Source organism: Ancylobacter sp. TS-1 (assembly GCF_009223885.1).
Classification (GTDB): domain Bacteria; phylum Pseudomonadota; class Alphaproteobacteria; order Rhizobiales; family Xanthobacteraceae; genus Ancylobacter.
The window spans coordinates 1423313-1441006 of record NZ_CP045144.1; the positions used below are offsets into that span (position 1 = coordinate 1423313).

15 protein-coding genes are annotated in these 17694 nt (G+C 67.9%); 10 read left to right on the plus strand and 5 right to left on the minus strand.

Features of this window, described 5'->3' with window-relative positions; genetic code table 11:
- Nucleotides 1–4 precede the first annotated feature (4 nt).
- The 6 genes from urtB (at nucleotide 5) to GBB76_RS06885 (ending at nucleotide 5364) form a co-directional block, all read left to right on the plus strand.
- On the plus strand, nucleotides 5–931 hold the full coding sequence (gene urtB / locus GBB76_RS06860; RefSeq protein ID WP_152302611.1) for an urea ABC transporter permease subunit UrtB: 927 nt from the start codon (nucleotides 5–7) through the stop codon (nucleotides 929–931).
- A gap of 10 nt (nucleotides 932–941) precedes the next feature.
- Nucleotides 942–2105 (plus strand): urea ABC transporter permease subunit UrtC, encoded by a 1164-nt coding sequence (gene urtC, locus GBB76_RS06865; protein WP_152302612.1) that lies wholly within the window; start codon nucleotides 942–944, stop codon nucleotides 2103–2105.
- 12 nt (nucleotides 2106–2117) lie between these two features.
- A complete protein-coding gene (gene urtD / locus GBB76_RS06870; protein ID WP_152302613.1) occupies nucleotides 2118–2885 on the plus strand; it encodes an urea ABC transporter ATP-binding protein UrtD in 768 nt (255 codons plus the stop codon).
- 10 nt (nucleotides 2886–2895) lie between these two features.
- Complete coding sequence (gene urtE / locus GBB76_RS06875) at nucleotides 2896–3585, plus strand: urea ABC transporter ATP-binding subunit UrtE (RefSeq protein ID WP_152302614.1); 690 nt, start codon at nucleotides 2896–2898, stop codon at nucleotides 3583–3585.
- Nucleotides 3586–3651: 66 nt separating this feature from the next.
- Nucleotides 3652–4881, plus strand: a complete 1230-nt coding sequence (gene fmdA, locus GBB76_RS06880) for a formamidase (RefSeq protein ID WP_152302615.1) — start codon at nucleotides 3652–3654, stop codon at nucleotides 4879–4881.
- A gap of 126 nt (nucleotides 4882–5007) precedes the next feature.
- Nucleotides 5008–5364, plus strand: coding sequence for a zinc ribbon domain-containing protein (locus tag GBB76_RS06885; RefSeq protein ID WP_152302616.1), 357 nt, complete (start codon nucleotides 5008–5010; stop codon nucleotides 5362–5364).
- 120 nt (nucleotides 5365–5484) lie between these two features.
- On the opposite strand, the gene ggt is transcribed toward GBB76_RS06885, so the two are convergent.
- Nucleotides 5485–7251, minus strand: a complete 1767-nt coding sequence (ggt, locus tag GBB76_RS06890) for a gamma-glutamyltransferase (protein ID WP_152302617.1) — start codon at nucleotides 7249–7251, stop codon at nucleotides 5485–5487.
- A 350-nt stretch (nucleotides 7252–7601) separates the two neighbouring features.
- Between ggt and GBB76_RS06895 the strand changes: the two genes are divergently transcribed.
- Both GBB76_RS06895 and GBB76_RS06900 read left to right on the plus strand, forming a co-directional pair.
- On the plus strand, nucleotides 7602–8075 hold the full coding sequence (locus tag GBB76_RS06895; RefSeq protein ID WP_152302618.1) for a YaiI/YqxD family protein: 474 nt from the start codon (nucleotides 7602–7604) through the stop codon (nucleotides 8073–8075).
- A 30-nt stretch (nucleotides 8076–8105) separates the two neighbouring features.
- Nucleotides 8106–8858 (plus strand): 3-keto-5-aminohexanoate cleavage protein, encoded by a 753-nt coding sequence (locus GBB76_RS06900; RefSeq protein WP_152302619.1) that lies wholly within the window; start codon nucleotides 8106–8108, stop codon nucleotides 8856–8858.
- Nucleotides 8859–8865: 7 nt separating this feature from the next.
- On the opposite strand, the gene GBB76_RS06905 is transcribed toward GBB76_RS06900, so the two are convergent.
- Nucleotides 8866–9498 (minus strand): FMN-binding negative transcriptional regulator, encoded by a 633-nt coding sequence (locus tag GBB76_RS06905; RefSeq protein ID WP_152302620.1) that lies wholly within the window; start codon nucleotides 9496–9498, stop codon nucleotides 8866–8868.
- A gap of 95 nt (nucleotides 9499–9593) precedes the next feature.
- Nucleotides 9594–12386, minus strand: coding sequence for a phosphoenolpyruvate carboxylase (ppc, locus tag GBB76_RS06910; protein WP_152302621.1), 2793 nt, complete (start codon nucleotides 12384–12386; stop codon nucleotides 9594–9596).
- A gap of 397 nt (nucleotides 12387–12783) precedes the next feature.
- On the opposite strand from ppc, the gene GBB76_RS06915 reads away from it, so the two are divergent.
- Nucleotides 12784–12969: a hypothetical protein gene (locus GBB76_RS06915; protein ID WP_152302622.1), complete on the plus strand. Its 186-nt coding sequence runs from the start codon at nucleotides 12784–12786 to the stop codon at nucleotides 12967–12969.
- Nucleotides 12970–13319: 350 nt separating this feature from the next.
- Nucleotides 13320–14327, plus strand: a complete 1008-nt coding sequence (locus GBB76_RS06920) for a TIM44-like domain-containing protein (RefSeq protein ID WP_152302623.1) — start codon at nucleotides 13320–13322, stop codon at nucleotides 14325–14327.
- Between the two features lie 62 nt (nucleotides 14328–14389).
- Here GBB76_RS06920 and GBB76_RS06925 read toward each other — a convergent pair whose 3' ends face one another.
- Nucleotides 14390–14779 (minus strand): DUF805 domain-containing protein, encoded by a 390-nt coding sequence (locus GBB76_RS06925; RefSeq protein ID WP_152302624.1) that lies wholly within the window; start codon nucleotides 14777–14779, stop codon nucleotides 14390–14392.
- Between the two features lie 113 nt (nucleotides 14780–14892).
- The gene (gene uvrB, locus GBB76_RS06930; RefSeq protein ID WP_152302625.1) at nucleotides 14893–17499 is read right to left on the minus strand and encodes an excinuclease ABC subunit UvrB; all 2607 of its coding nucleotides are present in this window, start codon (nucleotides 17497–17499) and stop codon (nucleotides 14893–14895) included.
- Nucleotides 17500–17694: the final 195 nt, after the last annotated feature.

The following is a 17694-nucleotide window of genomic DNA, read 5'->3' on the forward strand; positions in this document are numbered from 1 at the left end:
CTGAATGTTTTCCGAATACTCGTTGAGCGAACTCAGCTCGATCTTCCTGATGCAAGGCTTCGCCGGCCTCATCCTGTTCTCGGTGTTCGTTCTCATGGCGCTGGGTCTGGCGATCATCTTCGGCCAGATGGGCGTCATCAACATGGCGCATGGCGAGTTCATGATCCTCGGCGCCTATGTCACCTATTTCACATCGCAATTGTTTCTACATTACATTCCGGCCCTGTTTAGCATCTACTTCTTCATCGCGATGATATTGGCCTTCTTCGCCTCCGGCGCGCTCGGAATGGCGGTGGAATGGCTGATGATCCGGCGTCTCTACAAACGCCCGCTCGACACTCTGCTCGCCACCTGGGGCCTCAGCCTCATCCTCCAGCAGGTCTACCGCTCCGTTTTCGGCCCCCGTGAGGTCGGCGTCGAGCTGCCGAGCTGGATGATGGGTTCGCTGCCCGTCACCGAGGTGGTCGAGGTGCAGATCAACGGCCTGTTCGTCATGGGTCTGACCATCGCCATCACCGTCGCCGTCGCCCTGCTGATGTACAAGTCGGCCTGGGGCAAGCAGGTGCGCGCCGTGGTGCAGAACCGCGTCATGGCCGGCGCCGTCGGCATCAACACCGAGAAGATCGACCGCTACACCTTCGGCCTCGGCTGCGGCATCGCCGGCGTCGCCGGTTCGGCCTTCACCATGATCGGCTCGACCGGCCCGACCTCCGGACAGCTCTACATCGTCGACACCTTCCTGGTCGTCGTCTTCGGCGGCGCGCAGAGCCTTCTCGGCACCATCGCCTCCGCCTTCACCATCTCGCAGGCCCAGTCGACCATGGAGTTCTTCCTCTCCGGCTCGATGGCCAAGGTCCTCACGCTGCTTGGCGTGGTCATCATCCTGATGCTGCGGCCCCAGGGCCTGTTCGTCATCAAGGTCCGTCGCTGAGGAGGCGCACATGAGCAAATCGTCCAGCCGCACCTTCTTCCTGCGACCCCAGGACATCATCGGGATCGTCGTCCTCGCCTTCATCCTCGTCGTGGTCCTGCCGCTGACGCTGGACAATTTCCGCCTGCAGTTCGTCGGCAAGTACCTGACCTACGCCTTCGTGGCGCTCGGCCTCGTGCTGTGCTGGGGCTATGCCGGCATTCTCTCGCTCGGCCAGGGCGTGTTCTTCGGCCTCGGCGGCTACTGCATGGCGATGTTCCTCAAGCTGGAATCCTCCAGCCCGGAGAACACCAAGATCCAGACCACGCCGGGCATCCCGGACTTCATGGACTGGAACCAGATCACGTCGCTGCCGTGGTTCTGGGAGCCGTTCCGGAGCTTCGGCTTCACCACCATCGCCGTGGTCCTGGTGCCGGCCTTCTTCGCCCTCGTGCTCGGCTACGCCATGTTCAAGCGGCGCGTGGGCGGCGTGTACTTCGCCATCATCACCCAGGCGCTCGCCGCGATCATGACCATCCTGATCATTGGCCAGCAGGGCTATACCGGCGGCATCAACGGCATCACCGACCTGCGCAGCCTGCACGGCTGGGACATCCGCACCGACAGCGCGAAGACCATCCTCTACTTCGTCTGCGTGGCGCTGCTCATCGCCTGCATCCTGCTCGCCTTCTACGTGAAGTCCTCCAAGCTCGGCCGCATCCTCGTCGCCATGCGCGACAAGGAGGACCGGGTGCGCTTCTCCGGCTACGACGTCTCCAGCTTCAAGATCTTCGTGTTCTGCCTGGCGGCGTCGCTGTCGGCGGTCGGCGGGGCGATGTTCACCCTGCAGGTCGGCTTCATGTCGCCGTCCTTCGTCGGCATCGTGCCCTCGATCGAGATGGTCATCTACACGGCGGTCGGCGGGCGCCTGTCGATCCTCGGCGCCATCTACGGCACGCTGGTGGTCAACTGGGCCAAGACCTCCTTCTCCGAGAGCTTCCCCGAACTCTGGCTGTTCGGCCTCGGCGGCCTGTTCATCGCCGTGGTGCTCATCTTCCCGAACGGCATCGCCGGCCTCTGGCAGTCCTACATCGCCCCGCATCTGGGCCCGCTGTTCGGCGGCTCCGCGAAGCGTTCGGCGACGCCTCCCGTCCCGCCGTCCTCCGGGACGACGGCCCCCGCCGCGGCCGAGTGAGGATCTGGTGCCATGAACCCGCAAGTCATCGCCGACACCATGAACAAGGACTTCGTTCTCGCGGTGGAAGGGCTCACCGTCTCCTTCGACGGCTTCAAGGCGGTCAACGACCTGTCCTTCTATGTCGACGAGAACGAGATCCGCGTGATCATCGGTCCCAACGGGGCCGGCAAGACCACGGTGCTCGATCTCATCTGCGGCCGCACCCGGGCGACCACCGGCTCGATCCGCTTCAAGGAGCGCGAGCTGACCCGGATGAAGGAGCACGAGATCGTGCGCGCCGGGGTGGGGCGCAAGTTCCAGAATCCGTCGATCTACGAGGATCTCACCGTCTTCGAGAACCTCGAAATTTCCTATCCCAAGGGCCGGTCCGTGGTGGGAGCGCTGACCTTCCGCCGCGACACCGCGGTGAAGGAGCGGGTGCAGGAGATCGCCGAGACCATCTTCCTCGCCGACCAGCTCGACCAGCGCGCGGAATATCTCTCGCACGGGCAGAAGCAGTGGCTGGAGATCGGCATGCTGCTCATCCAGGACCCCGAACTGCTCATGCTCGACGAGCCGGTGGCCGGCATGAGCGTGTCCGAGCGCAAGAAGACCGCCGAACTGCTCAACACCATCATCAAGAACCGTTCGGTGATCGTGATCGAGCACGACATGAAGTTCGTCGAGGACATCGCCCACAAGGTCACGGTGCTGCACCAGGGCAAGATTCTCTCGGAGGGCTCCATGGCCAAGGTCCAGGCGGACCCGAAGGTCATCGAAGTCTATCTCGGCCATTGAGGGGCGGATCATGCTGAACGTATCCCACCTGCACGTCTCCTACGGCGAGAGCGAGGTGCTGCACGGCCTCAACTTCAAGGTCGCGCCCAACGAGATCATCGCCATCATGGGCCGCAACGGCATGGGCAAGACCACGCTCATGAAGTCGCTCATGGGCATCGTGCCGACCAAGAGCGGCACGGTGACGGTCGGCGACACCGACGTGACCAAGTTCAAGAGCTATGAGCGCGTCGCCAGCGGCGTCGCCTACGTTCCCCAGGGCCGCATGATCTTCTCCACCATGACGGTGCAGGAGAACATCGAGACCGGGCTCATTCCGCGCGGCGAGAGCACAGTGCCGCCGGATATCTACGAGCTGTTCCCGGTGCTTCTGGAGATGAAGGGCCGGCGCGGGGGCAACCTCTCCGGCGGCCAGCAGCAGCAGCTCGCCATCGCCCGCGCGCTCGCCACCGCGCCCAAGGTGCTGCTGCTCGACGAACCGACCGAGGGCATCCAGCCCTCCATCATCCGCGAGATGGCGCGCACGCTGAAGCGCATCCGCGACGAACGCGGCCTGTCCATCGTCGTCTCGGAGCAGGTGCTCTCCTTCGCCCTCGACATCGCCGACCGCGTGCTCGTCATCGAGAACGGCGAGATCGTCCACGAGGACGTGCGCGCCGACATCGACGAGGCGAAGGTCTCCAAGTTCCTTTCGGTCTGAGCCCCCCGCCAGACCGCCGTGCCCAGCCTGCCCACGTTTCCAGCTTGTCCCCGGGGAGAGAAACGCATGACCGAGACGCTTATCAAAGTCGACCTGAACCAGTCGGCCTATGACAACGACATGGTTCACAACCGCTGGCACCCGGACATTCCGATGGTGGCCTGGGTGAAGCCCGGCGACGACTTCATCGTCGAGACCTATGACTGGACCGGCGGCTTCATCAAGAACAACGATTCCGCCGACGACGTGCGCGACATCGACCTGTCGATCGTGCACTTCCTGTCCGGCCCCATCGGCGTCAAGGGCGCCGAGCCGGGCGACCTGCTGGTGGTCGACCTGCTCGACATCGGCGCCATGCCCGACAGCCAGTGGGGCTTCAACGGCTTCTTCTCCAAGAAGAATGGCGGCGGCTTCCTGACCGACCATTTCCCGCTGGCGCAGAAGTCGATCTGGGACTTCAAGGGCATGTACACCTCCTCGCGCCACGTGCCGGGGGTTAATTTCGCCGGGCTGATCCATCCCGGCCTGATCGGCTGCCTGCCCGACCCGAAGCTGCTCGAGACCTGGAACACCCGCGAGCAGGCGCTCATCGACACCAACCCGACCCGCGTGCCCGCCCTCGCCGTCCCGCCCTTCGCCGCCACCGCCCATATGGGCCGGCTCACCGGCGACGCGAAGGCGGCCGCCGCGGCCACCGGCGCGCGCACCGTTCCCCCGCGCGAGCATGGCGGCAATTGCGACATCAAGGACCTGTCGCGCGGCTCCAAGATCTACTTCCCGGTCTATGTGGAAGGCGGCGGCCTCTCCATGGGCGACCTGCACTTCAGCCAGGGCGACGGCGAGATCACCTTCTGCGGCGCCATCGAGATGGCCGGCTGGGTGCACCTCAAGGTCGAGGTGCTGAAGGGCGGCATGGCCAAGTACGGGATCAAGAACCCGATCTTCAAGCCCTCGCCGGTCACGCCGAACTACAAGGACTACCTGATCTTCGAGGGCATCTCGGTCGACGAATATGGCGGCCAGCACTATCTCGACGTCCACATCGCCTATCGCCAGGCCTGCCTCAACGCCATCGAATACCTGAAGAAGTTCGGCTATTCGGGCGCTCAGGCCTATTCGATCCTCGGCACCGCGCCGGTGCAGGGCCACATCTCGGGCGTCGTCGACATCCCGAACGCCTGCGCCACCCTGTGGCTGCCGACCGAGATCTTCGACTTCGACATCAACCCGACCGCCGCCGGGCCGACCAAGTTCCTCGACGGCTCCATCGACATGCCGCTTTCACCGGACCTTTGACCCCCGCTTATGTCCGGTGCATGCGGGGCGGCGCAAAGCGCCGCCCCGCCCCACTTCACAGGATCCGGGGCGGCGGCTCAGCACGCCGCTCCACCTCCTCCGAGGAAACGCCCAGAGGACACGCCGATGCCCGTCTACGAATATCAATGCGAAAGCTGCGGCGACTTCACCGAGATGCGGCCGATGAGCGAGTATCAGGCGCCGCAACCCTGCCCGGACTGCGGCACGCTCGCGCCCCGCGTGATGCTGACGGCGCCGCATTTCAGCGGCATGTCGCGCGAGAGCCTGGTCGCTCACTCGACCAATGAGCGCGCCGCCAACGCGCCGATGACGACGGGCGAGTTCGCCGCCAGGAAGCACCCGTCGAGCTGCTCCTGCTGCTCCGGCGGCATGAAGAGCCGCACCAAGAAGTCGAAGACCGCCACCGCGGCCAGCGGAGCCAAGAGCTTCCCCTCCGCGCGTCCGTGGATGATCAGCCACTGAGCGGAGGCCGTCATCCCGGACGCGCCGCAGGCGCGATCCGGGATCGCGCAAACATCAAAGAGCGAATCCGGCTTCCACTGCGCTCGGCCGGGTTGACGCCCGGACCGGAAGCCGAAGGTTCTACTCCCCGATGGCCACTCCCTCGCGGCGCGGATCGGCGGCGCCGACGAGACCCTGCGGGCCGATGGACACCGCCTGCACGCCCGAGGTCATCGGCGCCGTCTTCACCTCGAAGCCCAGCCGGCGCAGTTCCGGCGCCAGCGCCGTCGCCGCGCTCCCCTCCTCGATCTCCACCGCCTTGAAGCGCGCCAGCACGTTCGGCGCCGCGATGGCCTCGGCGAGCGGCAGGCCCCAGTCGATATGGGCGATCAGCGTCTTGGCGACATAGCCGATGATCTGGCTGCCCCCGGGCGAGCCGAGCGCCAGAACCGGGCGCCCCTGCTTCATCACCACCGTCGGCGCCATGGACGAGCGCGGCCGCTTGCCCGGCTCGACGCGGTTGGCCACCGGCACGCCGTCGCGGTGCGAGCGGAAGGAGAAGTCGGTGAGTTCGTTATTGAGCAGGAAGCCGCCGACCATGAGCCGCGACCCGAAGGCCGCCTCGATGGTCGAGGTCATGGAGGCGACATTGCCGGAGGCGTCGACGATGGTGATCTGCGTCGTCGAGGGCAGCTCCGGCGCCGTCCCGTCCGCCCGCGCCGGCGCCGCCATGGCGTGGTCCCAGTGCGGCGTGCCCGCCGCCGCCTCGGGCAGCGCGTCCGGGCGCGCGAGCGCGGCGGCCCGGCCGGCGAGGTAGTCCCGCGCGAGAAGGCCCCGCGTCGGCATCGGCACATAGTCCTCGTCCGCCATGTAGCGTTCGCGGTCGGCGAAGGCGAGGCGCGAGGCGTCGGCGATCAGCCGCCAGGATTCCGGCGAGTCCGACCCCTTCGCCTTGAGGTCGTAGAAATCCAGCATGCCGAGGATCTGCCCGAGGGCGAGCGCCCCGGAACTCGGCGGCCCCATGCCGCACACGTCGAGCCCGCGATAGGGCGCGCAGACGGGCGGGCGTTCCTTCACCCGGTATTCGCGCAGATCGCCAAGCGAGAGCAGCCCCGGATTGGCCGCGCCGCGCACCGTGCGCACGATCTCCCGCGCCAGCGCGCCGCCATAGAAGGCATCCGCCCCACGCTCGCGCAGCAGCCGCAGCGTCCGGGCATAGGCCGGGTTCCGCAGCCGCGCGCCCTCCTTCAGCGGCGTGCCGCCCGGCAGGAAATAGGCGCTCGCGGCACGATCCCGCGCCAGCGTCTCCTTTTCCCCCTCGATCAGCCCGGCAAGGCGGGGCGAGACGGCGAACCCCTTGTCCGCCAGCGCCAGCGCCGGCCGGAACAGCCTCGGCCAGCCGAGCCGGCCATAGCGCCGGTGGACCGTCTCCAGCAGGCGCGGCGTGCCGGGCGCGCCGACCGAGCGGCCGCCGACCACGGCATCGAGGAAGGCGAGCGGCGCGCCGGCCGCGTCCTGGAACAGCGTCGGCGTCGCCGCGCGCGGCGCGCTCTCGCGCCCGTCGAAGGTGGTGAGCGTCTTCGCCTTCGCGTCCCAATAGACGAGGAAGCCGCCGCCGCCGAGCCCGGAGGATTGCGGCTCGACCAGTCCGAGCACGAGCTGCGTCGCCACCAGCGCGTCGATGGCATTGCCGCCGGCGCGCAGCATCGAGGCGCCCGCCTCGGCAGCAAGCGGATTCGCCGCCGTCACCATCCAGCGACGCCCGGTCGCCACCTTCTGGCCGATACCGAGTGCGCTCGCCTGCTCCGGCGCATGCGCGTCGGAAGCCTGCTGCGCGCGGGCGAACGGCGGGCAGCAAAGCACCGCCACCGCAAGGACGGCGACCAGCCGCGACCACGGGCTCCGCATGACTGCCTCCTTAATAGGCGTGCACCAAAGATTGCGCATCGTAACGCGAAGTGAACGGCAAATCCGCCTTCTCGGCGTGACGGACGGATGACGCAGCCGCGAATCGGGCTAAGCTTCAGATGTCGTCAACAATTGAAAGGAGGTGATCCAGTGTCTGATCGTCTTGATCTGCGGTCGTCGGTATCCGTGACCTGGACCATTGCCTCTTGCGAGGTCCGTGCCGCGTGATGCGACACTTCGCACCGCCTTTTCGGCGGTTACCGGACCGGACCGCGGTCTGACATGGGAGGGGCTGTCCGCGAGGGCAGCCCCTCTTTCTTGGTGAGGCGCCCTGTAACTCCGGTTCTACTTTGACGAAGCCGATACTCATCTATATCGACGCCGACGCCTGCCCGGTGAAGGAGGAGACCTACCGCGTCGCCGCCCGCCACCGCATCAAGGTGTTTCTGGTCGCCAACGCCTTCATCGCCGTGCCGCGCGACGTCGAGGTCGAGCGGGTCATCGTGCCGGCCGGGCTCGACGTCGCCGACGACTGGATCGCCGAGCGGGTGGAGGAAGGCGATCTCGTCATCACCGCCGACGTGCCGCTCGCCGCGCGGGTCGTCGCCCGGGGCGCCGAGGCCATCGGGCCGACCGGAAAGCCTTTCACCGCCTCGTCCATCGGCATGCAGCTCGCCACCCGCAACCTGATGGCGGATCTGCGCGAGGCGGGCGAGATCACACGCGGGCCCCGCCCCTTCTCCCCGCGCGACCGCTCGGAATTCCTTCAGTCTCTGGACCGCGCCATACAAAGACTGAAACGGAAAGGCTTCCTCGCGGGTTGACCCCGACACCAGCCCGACGAGGAGACACCGATGCTGCAAGCCTGCCTGAACGGATCGCGCGGCAAGGACTTCCACCCCCATACGCCGCTCACCCCGTCGGAACTGGCGGCCGATGCCGCCGCCGTCGTGTCGGCGGGCGCCGGCGAGCTGCATCTGCACCCGCGCGATGCCGGCGGCGCCGAGACGCTCGCCCCCGCCCCTGTCGCCGCCGCGCTGGAAGCGATCCGCGCCCGCGTGCCCAGCATACCCGTGGGCCTGTCGACCCATGCGGGAATCGCCGGCGAAAGGCTGGACGCGGTGCGCGGCTGGAAGGCGCTGCCGGACTATGTGTCGGTCAACCTCATCGAGCCGGACGCGCCGGAGATGATTGCCCTCGCCCTCTCGCGCGGCATCGGCGTGGAGGCGGGGCTGTGGTCGGTGGCGGACGCCGACCGCCTCGTGAAGCTGCCGCAGGCGCGGGAGTGCCTGCGCATCCTCATCGAGATCAACGAGCAGGACGAGGCCGAGGGCCTGGCGGCCGCCGCCGCCATCCGCACCGTGCTGGCCGCCGCCAGCCTCGACGTGCCGGTACTTCAGCACGGCTATGACGCCACCGTCTGGCCGCTCTACCGCGACGCGCTGATGCGCGGCCTCGACGGGCGCATCGGTCTGGAGGACGGCAGGCACCTGCCCTCGGGCGAGGAAGCGGCCGACAATGCCGCGCTGATCAAGGCGGCGCTGGTGCTGGCGCGGGTACCGCCGAAACTCGCACCGGAAACAACGCCTTCCATCGCGGGCGGCTGAAGGACATCTACTTGGCCGCTGTCGGGATCATCGCGCCGACCTCGCGGTCGGCCTCGCTAAGGCTCTCGCGCAGCCCCGCCGCGACGCCCTCGCGGTCGGCCTCGGGCCGATTCTGGCTCATCTTGCGCTTGCCTTCGAGCCGGGCGATCGGCAGCCGCACGCCGACGATCCCCTTCAATTGCGCCCGCACGAACGCCTCCGGCGCATCGGTGACCGCCCAGGGCGCGGCGCGCGGGCGCTCGTGGAGATCGGTCAACCGCGTCACCGCCTCGCGCAGCCGGTCCTCGTCCTCGAAGAACTCGACCGGCCCATAGGCATGAACCGCCGCATAGTTCCAGGTCGGCACGACCTTGCCGTGCTCCTGCTTCGAGGCGTACCAGGACGGCGTGATGTAGGCTTCCGGCCCCTGAAAGATCACCAGCGCCTCGGCCAGCGGCAGCGCCTTCCATTGCGGGTTGGCCCTGGCGACATGGCCGTAGAGCACGCCCTGCGAACCCTCCCCCTCGTCGAGATAGAGCGGCAGCGGCGTCGCCAGCAGCCCCTCGGCGGTGGTGGTGACGAGCGTCGCCAGACGCGTCTCGCGCATCATCTGGAGCAGCGTGGCCGGGTCGTCTTCGCGAAAAGCGGGAGGCGTGTACATCGTTCAATCGTCGATGGCGGGCGGGAAGGCTCCACTATGACCCTCTCCCGCCGCGCCGTCATCTCCCGTCGCCCGAATGGGGCTCGGCGCCCCTCTCAGCCCGAGTTCCGCAGCCCCGCAGAGATGCCGTTGATGGTGAGCTGGATGCCCTGCAGCACCTTCTCGTCGGTGTCGTTGGCGCGGTACTTCCGGAGCAGGCCGACCTGCACATGGTTGAGCGGGTCGATATAGGGGAAGCGGGCGCGGATCGAGCGGTCGAGCATCGGGTTGGAGCCCAGCAGCTTAGGCTGCTCGGAAATCGCCAGCAGCGCGTCGATGGCCGCCTGATGCTCGGTGCGGATGCGCCCGAAGATGTTCTCGCGCAGTTCCTCGTCCTCCACCAGCTCGGCATAGCGCGAGGCGATGGCGATGGAGCTCTTGGAGAGCACCATGTCCATGTTGGAGAGCTGGGTGCGGAAGAACGGCCACTCCCGGTACATCTCCTGCAGCAGCCCCAGCCCGTCGGGATGGGTGGCGAGCCAGGAGCGGATCGCGGTGCCGAAACCGTACCAGCCCGGCAGCATCAGCCGGCACTGCGCCCACGAGAACACCCACGGAATGGCGCGCAGGTCCTCGATGCGGCGCGTCTTCTTGCGCGAGGCCGGCCGCGAGCCGATGTTCAGCGTCGCGATCTCGTTGATGACGGTCGATTCCCAGAAATAGTCCTCGAAGCGCGGAGTCTCGTAGACGAGGCCGCGATAGGCGTTGAACGCCGACTCCGACAGATCCTCCATCACGTCGAGATATTCCTCGCGCGGCGCCTTGGCGTCGTCTGAGAGCAGCGTCGCCTCGATGGTCGCGGCGGCGAAGATTTCGAGATTGCCGCGCCCGACCGCCGGGTTGGAGTACTTGGACGAGATGATCTCGCCCTGCTCGGTGATGCGGATCTGCCCCTGCACCGCCCCGCCCGGCTGGGCGAGGATGGCGTCGTAGCTCGGCCCGCCGCCGCGCCCGACCGAGCCGCCGCGCCCGTGGAACAGGCGCAGCCGCACGCCGTGGCGGCGGAACACCTCGATCAGCTCAATCTCGGCCTTGTAGAGTTCCCAGCCGGAAGTGACGAAGCCGCCATCCTTGTTGCTGTCGGAATAGCCGAGCATGACCTCCTGCACGCCGCCGCGGCTGTCGACCAGCTTGCGGTATTCCGGCAGGCGGAACATCTGCTCCATCACCCGGGCGGCGTTGCGCAGATCCTCGATGGTCTCGAACAGCGGCACGATGTGGACGGCCGAGGAGCCGGCGGGGTCGACGAGGCCGACCTCCTTCAGCAGCAGCGCCAGCTCCAGCATGTCCGAGACGCCCTCGGCCTTGGAGATGATGCAGGTCTGGATGGCTTCCGGGCCGTAAATGTTGTGGATGCGGGCGCAGGTGCGCAGCATGGCGAGTTCGCCCACCGTCTCGTCGGAATAGGGGACGAAGGGCGAGGTGAGCGGGCGCGCGGTGGTCATCTCGCGCAGCAGCAGCGCCACGCGCGTACCCTCGGGCAGCGCCTTGTAGTTGGTGCCGGGCGCGGCGATCTCGAGCAGCTCCGCGACGCAGCGCTCATGGACGTCCGAGTTCTGGCGGGAATCGAGCACCGCCAGATGGAAGCCGAAGGAATCCACCGCGCGGCGCAGCGCCCGCAGCTTGCCGCGCGCAATGGCGGCCGACTTGTGCGCCTTCAGCGAGCGGTCGATCACGTCGAGATCAGCCCTCAGCTCCGCCGCGCTGGCGTAAGGCAGGTCGGCCGGCTTGACCGTGAGCCCCGCGAGGTCGGCCACTTCCAGCCGGAAGGCGGTGGCGCGCAGCCGCGCCGCGATGGCGGTTGCGGCGAGGCGATAGGGCTCGTTGCGCCGGTGCGGCGAGAGGTCGGGCGAGGCGTCCACCAGCGCCAGCAGTTCCTCGGACACATGCACGCGGATGGTGCTGATCGACAGCTCGGCGCCGAGCGCGTCCAGTTCCTCCAGATAGAAGCGCACGGCCTGCGCGCTCTGCAGCCGCAGGGTCTCGCGCGTCACATCGGCGGTGACGAAGGGATTGCCGTCGCGGTCGCCGCCGATCCAGCTGCCGATGCAAACGAAGGAGGCAACCTCGGGCGCGGCGTCCCCGGCGCCCTCCAGCGTGGCGAGGCTGTCCTCGAGCGCGGAATAGAGCTTCGGCAGCTGCCGCAGGAAGGTGTAGTCGTAATAGGCAAGGCCGTTCGCCACCTCGTCGAGCACGGTCAGCTTGGTCTTGCGCAGCAGGTTGGTCTGCCACAGCGTCAGCACGCGCCGGCGCAGTTCCTCGGCGGCCAGCTCCTGCTCCTCCGGCGTCGGGTCGCGGCGGTCGCGGTCGGCCAGCAGTTCGGCGATCTTCATCTCGTGGGTTAGCGTCGAGCGGCGGCGCACCTCGGTCGGGTGCGCGGTCAGCACCGGGCTCGCCAGCGCGGTGTCGAAGAATTTGCGCAGCTCCGCCGTCGAGATGCCGTGCCGACGCGCCTCGTCGAGCGCGTTGGCGATGGTCGCCGGCGCCGGGCCGCGACCGGACGCCGCCGCCGCGCGCATGCGGCGAATGACGTTCTGGTCCTCGGCGATATTGGCGAGGTGCGAGAAATAGGAGAAGGCGCGCACGATGGTGATGACCTGCTCCGGGCCGAGCCCGTTCAGGATCGCCTCCAGCTCAGCCCGGGCGCCCTCGTCCTCCTCGCGATGGAAGCGCGTGGAGACGCGGCGGATCAGCTCCACCAGCTCATAGGTCGGCTCGCCCTCCTGGTCGCGCAGCGTCTCGCCCAGCACGCGCCCGAGCATGCGGATGTCGTCGCGCAGCGACAGGTCGAGCTCGCCATCGGCTTCGGGCTCGGCATCGGTCAGGGCGATGGTGAGGGCAACGGACATGGCGATACTCCTTAAGACTAAGCCGAACTTAGCAATTAGCATGCCGCCGATGACACCCTCGCGTGGGCCGTCATCCCCATCGACGCAGCCCCCATCGGCCCGCTCAGGCGTCCTTTCCCCATCCATGGGACGAACCGCGCGCCAAGCGAGGGCCAAAGCTTGCGCGGGGATTGCGGCAATGAGGCCACAGCCGGCGAATTTCTCGCCAATTGCCCCAGAGCCGCCGCGATTCTGAACGAAACCCCCGCCAGCATGAACGGGTCGATCAGGAAAGATTCAGGGTTACCGGTTCATAACCATGATCGTGAAGGCCGGTGTCGCCGTCGTGCGGCGCCGGAAAAGGAACAGCCGGAAGGCTGCTATCGAGACGCGTATGCGTAACAGGAAGGACTTCGAAATGCCCCCCGTCATGAACCGCAACGAGGTTCAGACCCCCGCTGCCCTGCCGCCCACCAAGACCGCCTTCGGCCAGACGGCCAGCATCGCCCCCGCACGTCCCGCCATACCCGGCGAGCGCAAGGCGGACAATGTGAACGCCCCGGTCGGCTCGATCGCCGCCATCGAATCGCGGCTCGGCTTCTGAAGCGCCGGCCTGCCGCCCTCCCCGGCGGCGAATGACACGCCCGCCCGCGCGACGCCCTCGGTGCGCCGCGCCACCGCCGGAGAACTGAGTCCGGCCGGGATCCGGCGCCCACTTGCGCGCCGCCGCCGAGCCCTCGGCACCTCCCGCGTTTCGCCGAATCCGCGCCCCCCTCACGTCAATGTGCGAGCGCTTGAAAGCGGCGGCGAACGCCGGCCCCATGCCGCCCGGACGCACCTTCCGCACGCCGCGTGCCCGTGCGCGCGACGCGTGAGGGCTGGCATTCCACCCGCCTCACCCCATATAGATGACGTTGCGGCACGTGCCGCATGATGTCACTGGAGACGTGTCCCTTGCGATCCCTGCGCCTGCGTTCCGCTGCCCTGCGCCTTGCCATCGGCGCCCTGTTCGTCGCCGCCGGCGTCCTCGTCGCCAGCGATTTCGCCGAGGCCCGCGCCGGCCGCAGCATGAGTTTCGGCAGCCGTGGCTCCCGCACCTGGTCGACCCCGGCGCCCACGCCCACCGCCCCCACCGCGCAGCCCATGCAGCGCTCGGCAACGCCTCAGGCGCAGCCCGGCGCCTCGACTCTGGGCACGGCTGCGGCCGCCCGTCCCGGCGGCTTCTTCAACCGTGGCGGCTTCATGGGCGGGCTGATGGGCGGCCTGCTCGGCGCCGGCATTTTCGGCCTGCTGATGGGTTCGGGCTTCTTCTCCGGCCTCGGCAGCCTGTCCGGCATTCTCGGCCTGCTGCTTCAGGTCGCGCTCATCTTCATCGTCGTGCGGCTGGTCATGGGCTGGATGCGCTCGCGCAACCAGCCGTCCTATGCCGGCGGCGCTCGCCCGGACGGACGTCCCGAGCCGATGGCCCGCGAGGCGCTGAACGGCGCCGCCGCGCCAGCCGGCGGCACGGGCGCGGCCGCCCCGCGCTTCGGCTTCGGCACCGGCCCGCGCGGCAAGCCGATCAAGCTGGAGGGCTCGGATTTCGATGCCTTCGAGCGCATGCTCGGCGACGTGCAGGACGCCTATAGCCGCGGCGACCGCGCCGCCCTTGCCGGCCTCGCCACGCCGGAAATGGCCGGTTATCTCGCCGGCGAGCTCGACGAGCTCGACCGCGACGGGCTGGAGAACCAGCTCGGCGACGTCAAGCTTCTTCAGGGCGACCTGTCGGAAGCCTGGGCCGAGGAGACCGGCGAGTACGCCACCGTCGCCATGCGCTACGAACTGACCGACGTCACCCGCGAAAAGGCCACCGGCCGCGTCGTGCAGGGCGATCCCCAGCGCAAGGAGCAGGCGGTCGAATTCTGGACCTTCACGCGCGCCCCCGGCGGCGACTGGAAGCTCAGCGCCATCCAGCAGGGCTGAACGGCGCACGCGCCTGCGGAACAGGAAGAACGAAGGGCGGCGCGAGCCGCCCTTTTTGCTGGCTACTGCCCCAGCGGGTCGGGGCCGAAGCGGTTCGGGCCGGGCGTGCCCTTCACCATGAACCAGAAGAAGACGACGAAGGCGCCGATGCCGGTGAAGCCGATCAGCAGCCACCAGCCGGTGCGGTCCATGTCGTGGAAGCGCCGCGCCGCCACCGCGATGGAGGGGATGATGAGCGCCAGCCCGACCAGCGTCGTGATCGGGGTGAATGCGGTCATCTCGCCATAATGCACCAGCGCATAGGTGCCGAAGATCGCCGTATCGATGACGCTGGTGGCGATGTTCACGAGGATGGAGAAGGCCGCCCACCACCAGTATTCCGAGCGCGGCGCGCGGCCTGTGAAGGTGGAGTAGTTACCGAGAACGCTGGAAACAGCCTGCGTGAAGTTCATGTCGTCCCCCCGCCGCGATCCGCAGCGCACGACATGCCGCGCGCGATCCGGCATGGCGCAGGGGAAGCCTTCTGCCGCGCAACGTCAATGCGGGACCACGCGGATAGCCGCCCTCACCGCTTCGGCGCCCGCCTTCCGCCCTTGCGATGGCCCTTGGTCATCGGATCGGGACGCTCGGGGCGTACCCAGTCCTCCACGCGCAGCGGCTCCACCCGGTCGGTGCCGGGGCCCATATCGTCCAGCGACGGCTTGACGATGCGCGAAGCCGCGCGCGGCGCGAACATGGGCGGCTCGCCCGGCTCATAGGCGGCCTGCGCCTCGTCCGCGCGCGCCTCGTGCCCCGAGGAGACATGCCCCGGGGAAGAGCGCCCGGTGCCGGCCCGGCCTCCACCCTTCGCCTTCTTCTCCGGCATATTGGCGGCGCGGCCATATTTGCGTTCGCCGCGATAGCCGCCGGTGCGCTCGTCGACGCTGTCCTGCCGGGCCAGCGGATCGTCCGACAGCACCAGTTCCGTCGCCTGCAACCGCTTGATCTCGTCGCGCAGCCGCGCAGCCTGCTCGAAGTCGAGGTCGGCGGCGGCGGCGCGCATGCGCTTTTCGAGGTCGGCCATGACGGTGGCGAGGTTGTTGCCATAGGTCGCCGCACCCTCGGCGAGGCCGGAATCGACCGTCACATGGTCACGCTCATAGACGCTGTTGAGAATGTCCCCGATCGCCTTCTTCACGCTCTCCGGCGTGATGCCGTGCTCGACATTCCAGGCGATCTGCTTGTCGCGGCGGCGCTGCGTCTCCGCCATCGCCCGCTCCATCGAGCCGGTGATGCTGTCGGCATAGAGCAGCACGCGCCCGTCGACATTGCGCGCGGCGCGGCCGATGGTCTGGATCAGCGAGGTTTCCGAGCGCAGGAAGCCCTCCTTGTCGGCATCGAGAATGGCGACCAGCCCGCATTCGGGGATGTCGAGGCCCTCGCGCAGCAGGTTGATGCCGATCAGCGCGTCGAAGGCGCCGAGCCTGAGGTCGCGGATGATCTCGATGCGCTCGATGGTGTCGATGTCCGAGTGCATGTAGCGCACGCGGATGCCGTTCTCGTGCAGATATTCGGTCAGGTCCTCGGCCATGCGTTTGGTGAGCACGGTGACGAGAGTGCGGTAGCCCTGCTGCGCGGTCTGGCGCACCTCGCCCAGCAGGTCGTCGACCTGCGTGCGGGCCGGGCGCACCTCGATCTCGGGATCGACGAGGCCGGTGGGGCGGATGACCTGCTCGACGAACACGCCGCCGGTTTTCTCCATCTCCCATTTGCCGGGCGTGGCGGAGACATGCACCGTCTGCGGGCGCATCGCCTCCCATTCCTCGAAGCGCAGCGGCCGGTTGTCCATGCAGCTCGGCAGGCGGAATCCGTATTCGGCCAGCGTCGCCTTGCGGCGGAAGTCGCCGCGATACATGGCGCCGATCTGCGGGATGGTCACATGGCTCTCGTCGCAGAAGATCATCGCGTTGTCGGGCACATATTCGAACAGGGTCGGCGGCGGCTCGCCGGGCTGGCGGCCGGTGAGCCAGCGCGAATAGTTCTCGATGCCGGCGCAGCTACCCGTCGCCTCCATCATTTCGAGGTCGAAGGTGCAGCGCTGCTCCAGCCGCTGGGCCTCCAGCAGCCGGCCCATGGCGTTCAGCTCGTCGAGGCGATGCTTCAGCTCGGCCTTGATGCCCTGGATCGCCTGGATCAGCGTCGGGCGCGGCGTCACATAATGCGAGTTGGCGTAGAGCTTGACGAATTTCAGGTCCTGCGACTTCTGCCCGGTGAGCGGGTCGAATTCCTGGATGCTCTCCACCTCGTCGCCGAACAGCGACACCCGCCAGGCGCGATCCTCGTAATGGGCGGGGAAGATCTCGATGACGTCGCCGCGCACCCGGAACGTGCCGCGCCCGAAATCGCCCTGCGTGCGCTTGTACTGAAGCGCCACCAGATCGGCGAGAAGCTGGCGCTGGTCGACGCGCTCGCCGACCTCGATCTTGAAGGTCATCGACGCATAGGTCTCGACCGAGCCGATACCGTAGATGCAGGACACCGAGGCGACGATGATCACGTCGTCGCGCTCCAGCAGCGAACGCGTGGCCGAGTGGCGCATGCGGTCGATCTGCTCGTTGATCGACGATTCCTTCTCGATGAAGGTGTCGGTGCGCGGCACATAGGCCTCGGGCTGGTAGTAGTCGTAATAGGAGACGAAATACTCCACCGCATTGTCGGGGAAGAAGCTCTTGAACTCGCCATAGAGCTGCGCCGCCAGCGTCTTGTTCGGCGCCAGCACCAGCGCCGGACGCTGCACCCGCTCGATGACGTTGGCCATGGTGAAGGTCTTGCCGGAGCCGGTGACGCCGAGCAGCACCTGGTCGCGCTCGCCCTCATTGGCCGCCGCCACCAGTTCCTCGATCGCCTGCGGCTGGTCGCCATTGGGCGTGTAGTCCGACTTCAGCACGAAGCGGACGCCGCCCTCCGACTTCTCCGGCCGCGCCGGCCGGTGCGGCACCCAGAGCTGACCGTCCACCTCCGGCCGGCCGGTCTCGATCAGCGCCGTCAGCGCCGCGACGGTGGCGGAGGCGCCCGAGGTCGGCGCCACGCCGAGCTTCTCGGCGAGGGCGGGATCGAGCGTTGCGGATTGTGCGGGCTCGAACGCGCGCTGGGAGCGTTCGGAGAATCCGCCGGGACGAGCTGCTTTGGCCATGGCGCGAATATGGGGGCAGAATCGGCCCATGCAAAGGCGGCGCCGCGCGGAGCGATCAAACCCCGTCGCCGCCTCGCCGAACGCCCGGGGCGCCGCCGGTCACGCGAGAGGCAGCGCTGCCTCGACGACTAAAATTTGGTCATCATGACCTAATCCTTGGCGCCATCGACGACCGGCGCCACTGCGCTCCTTATT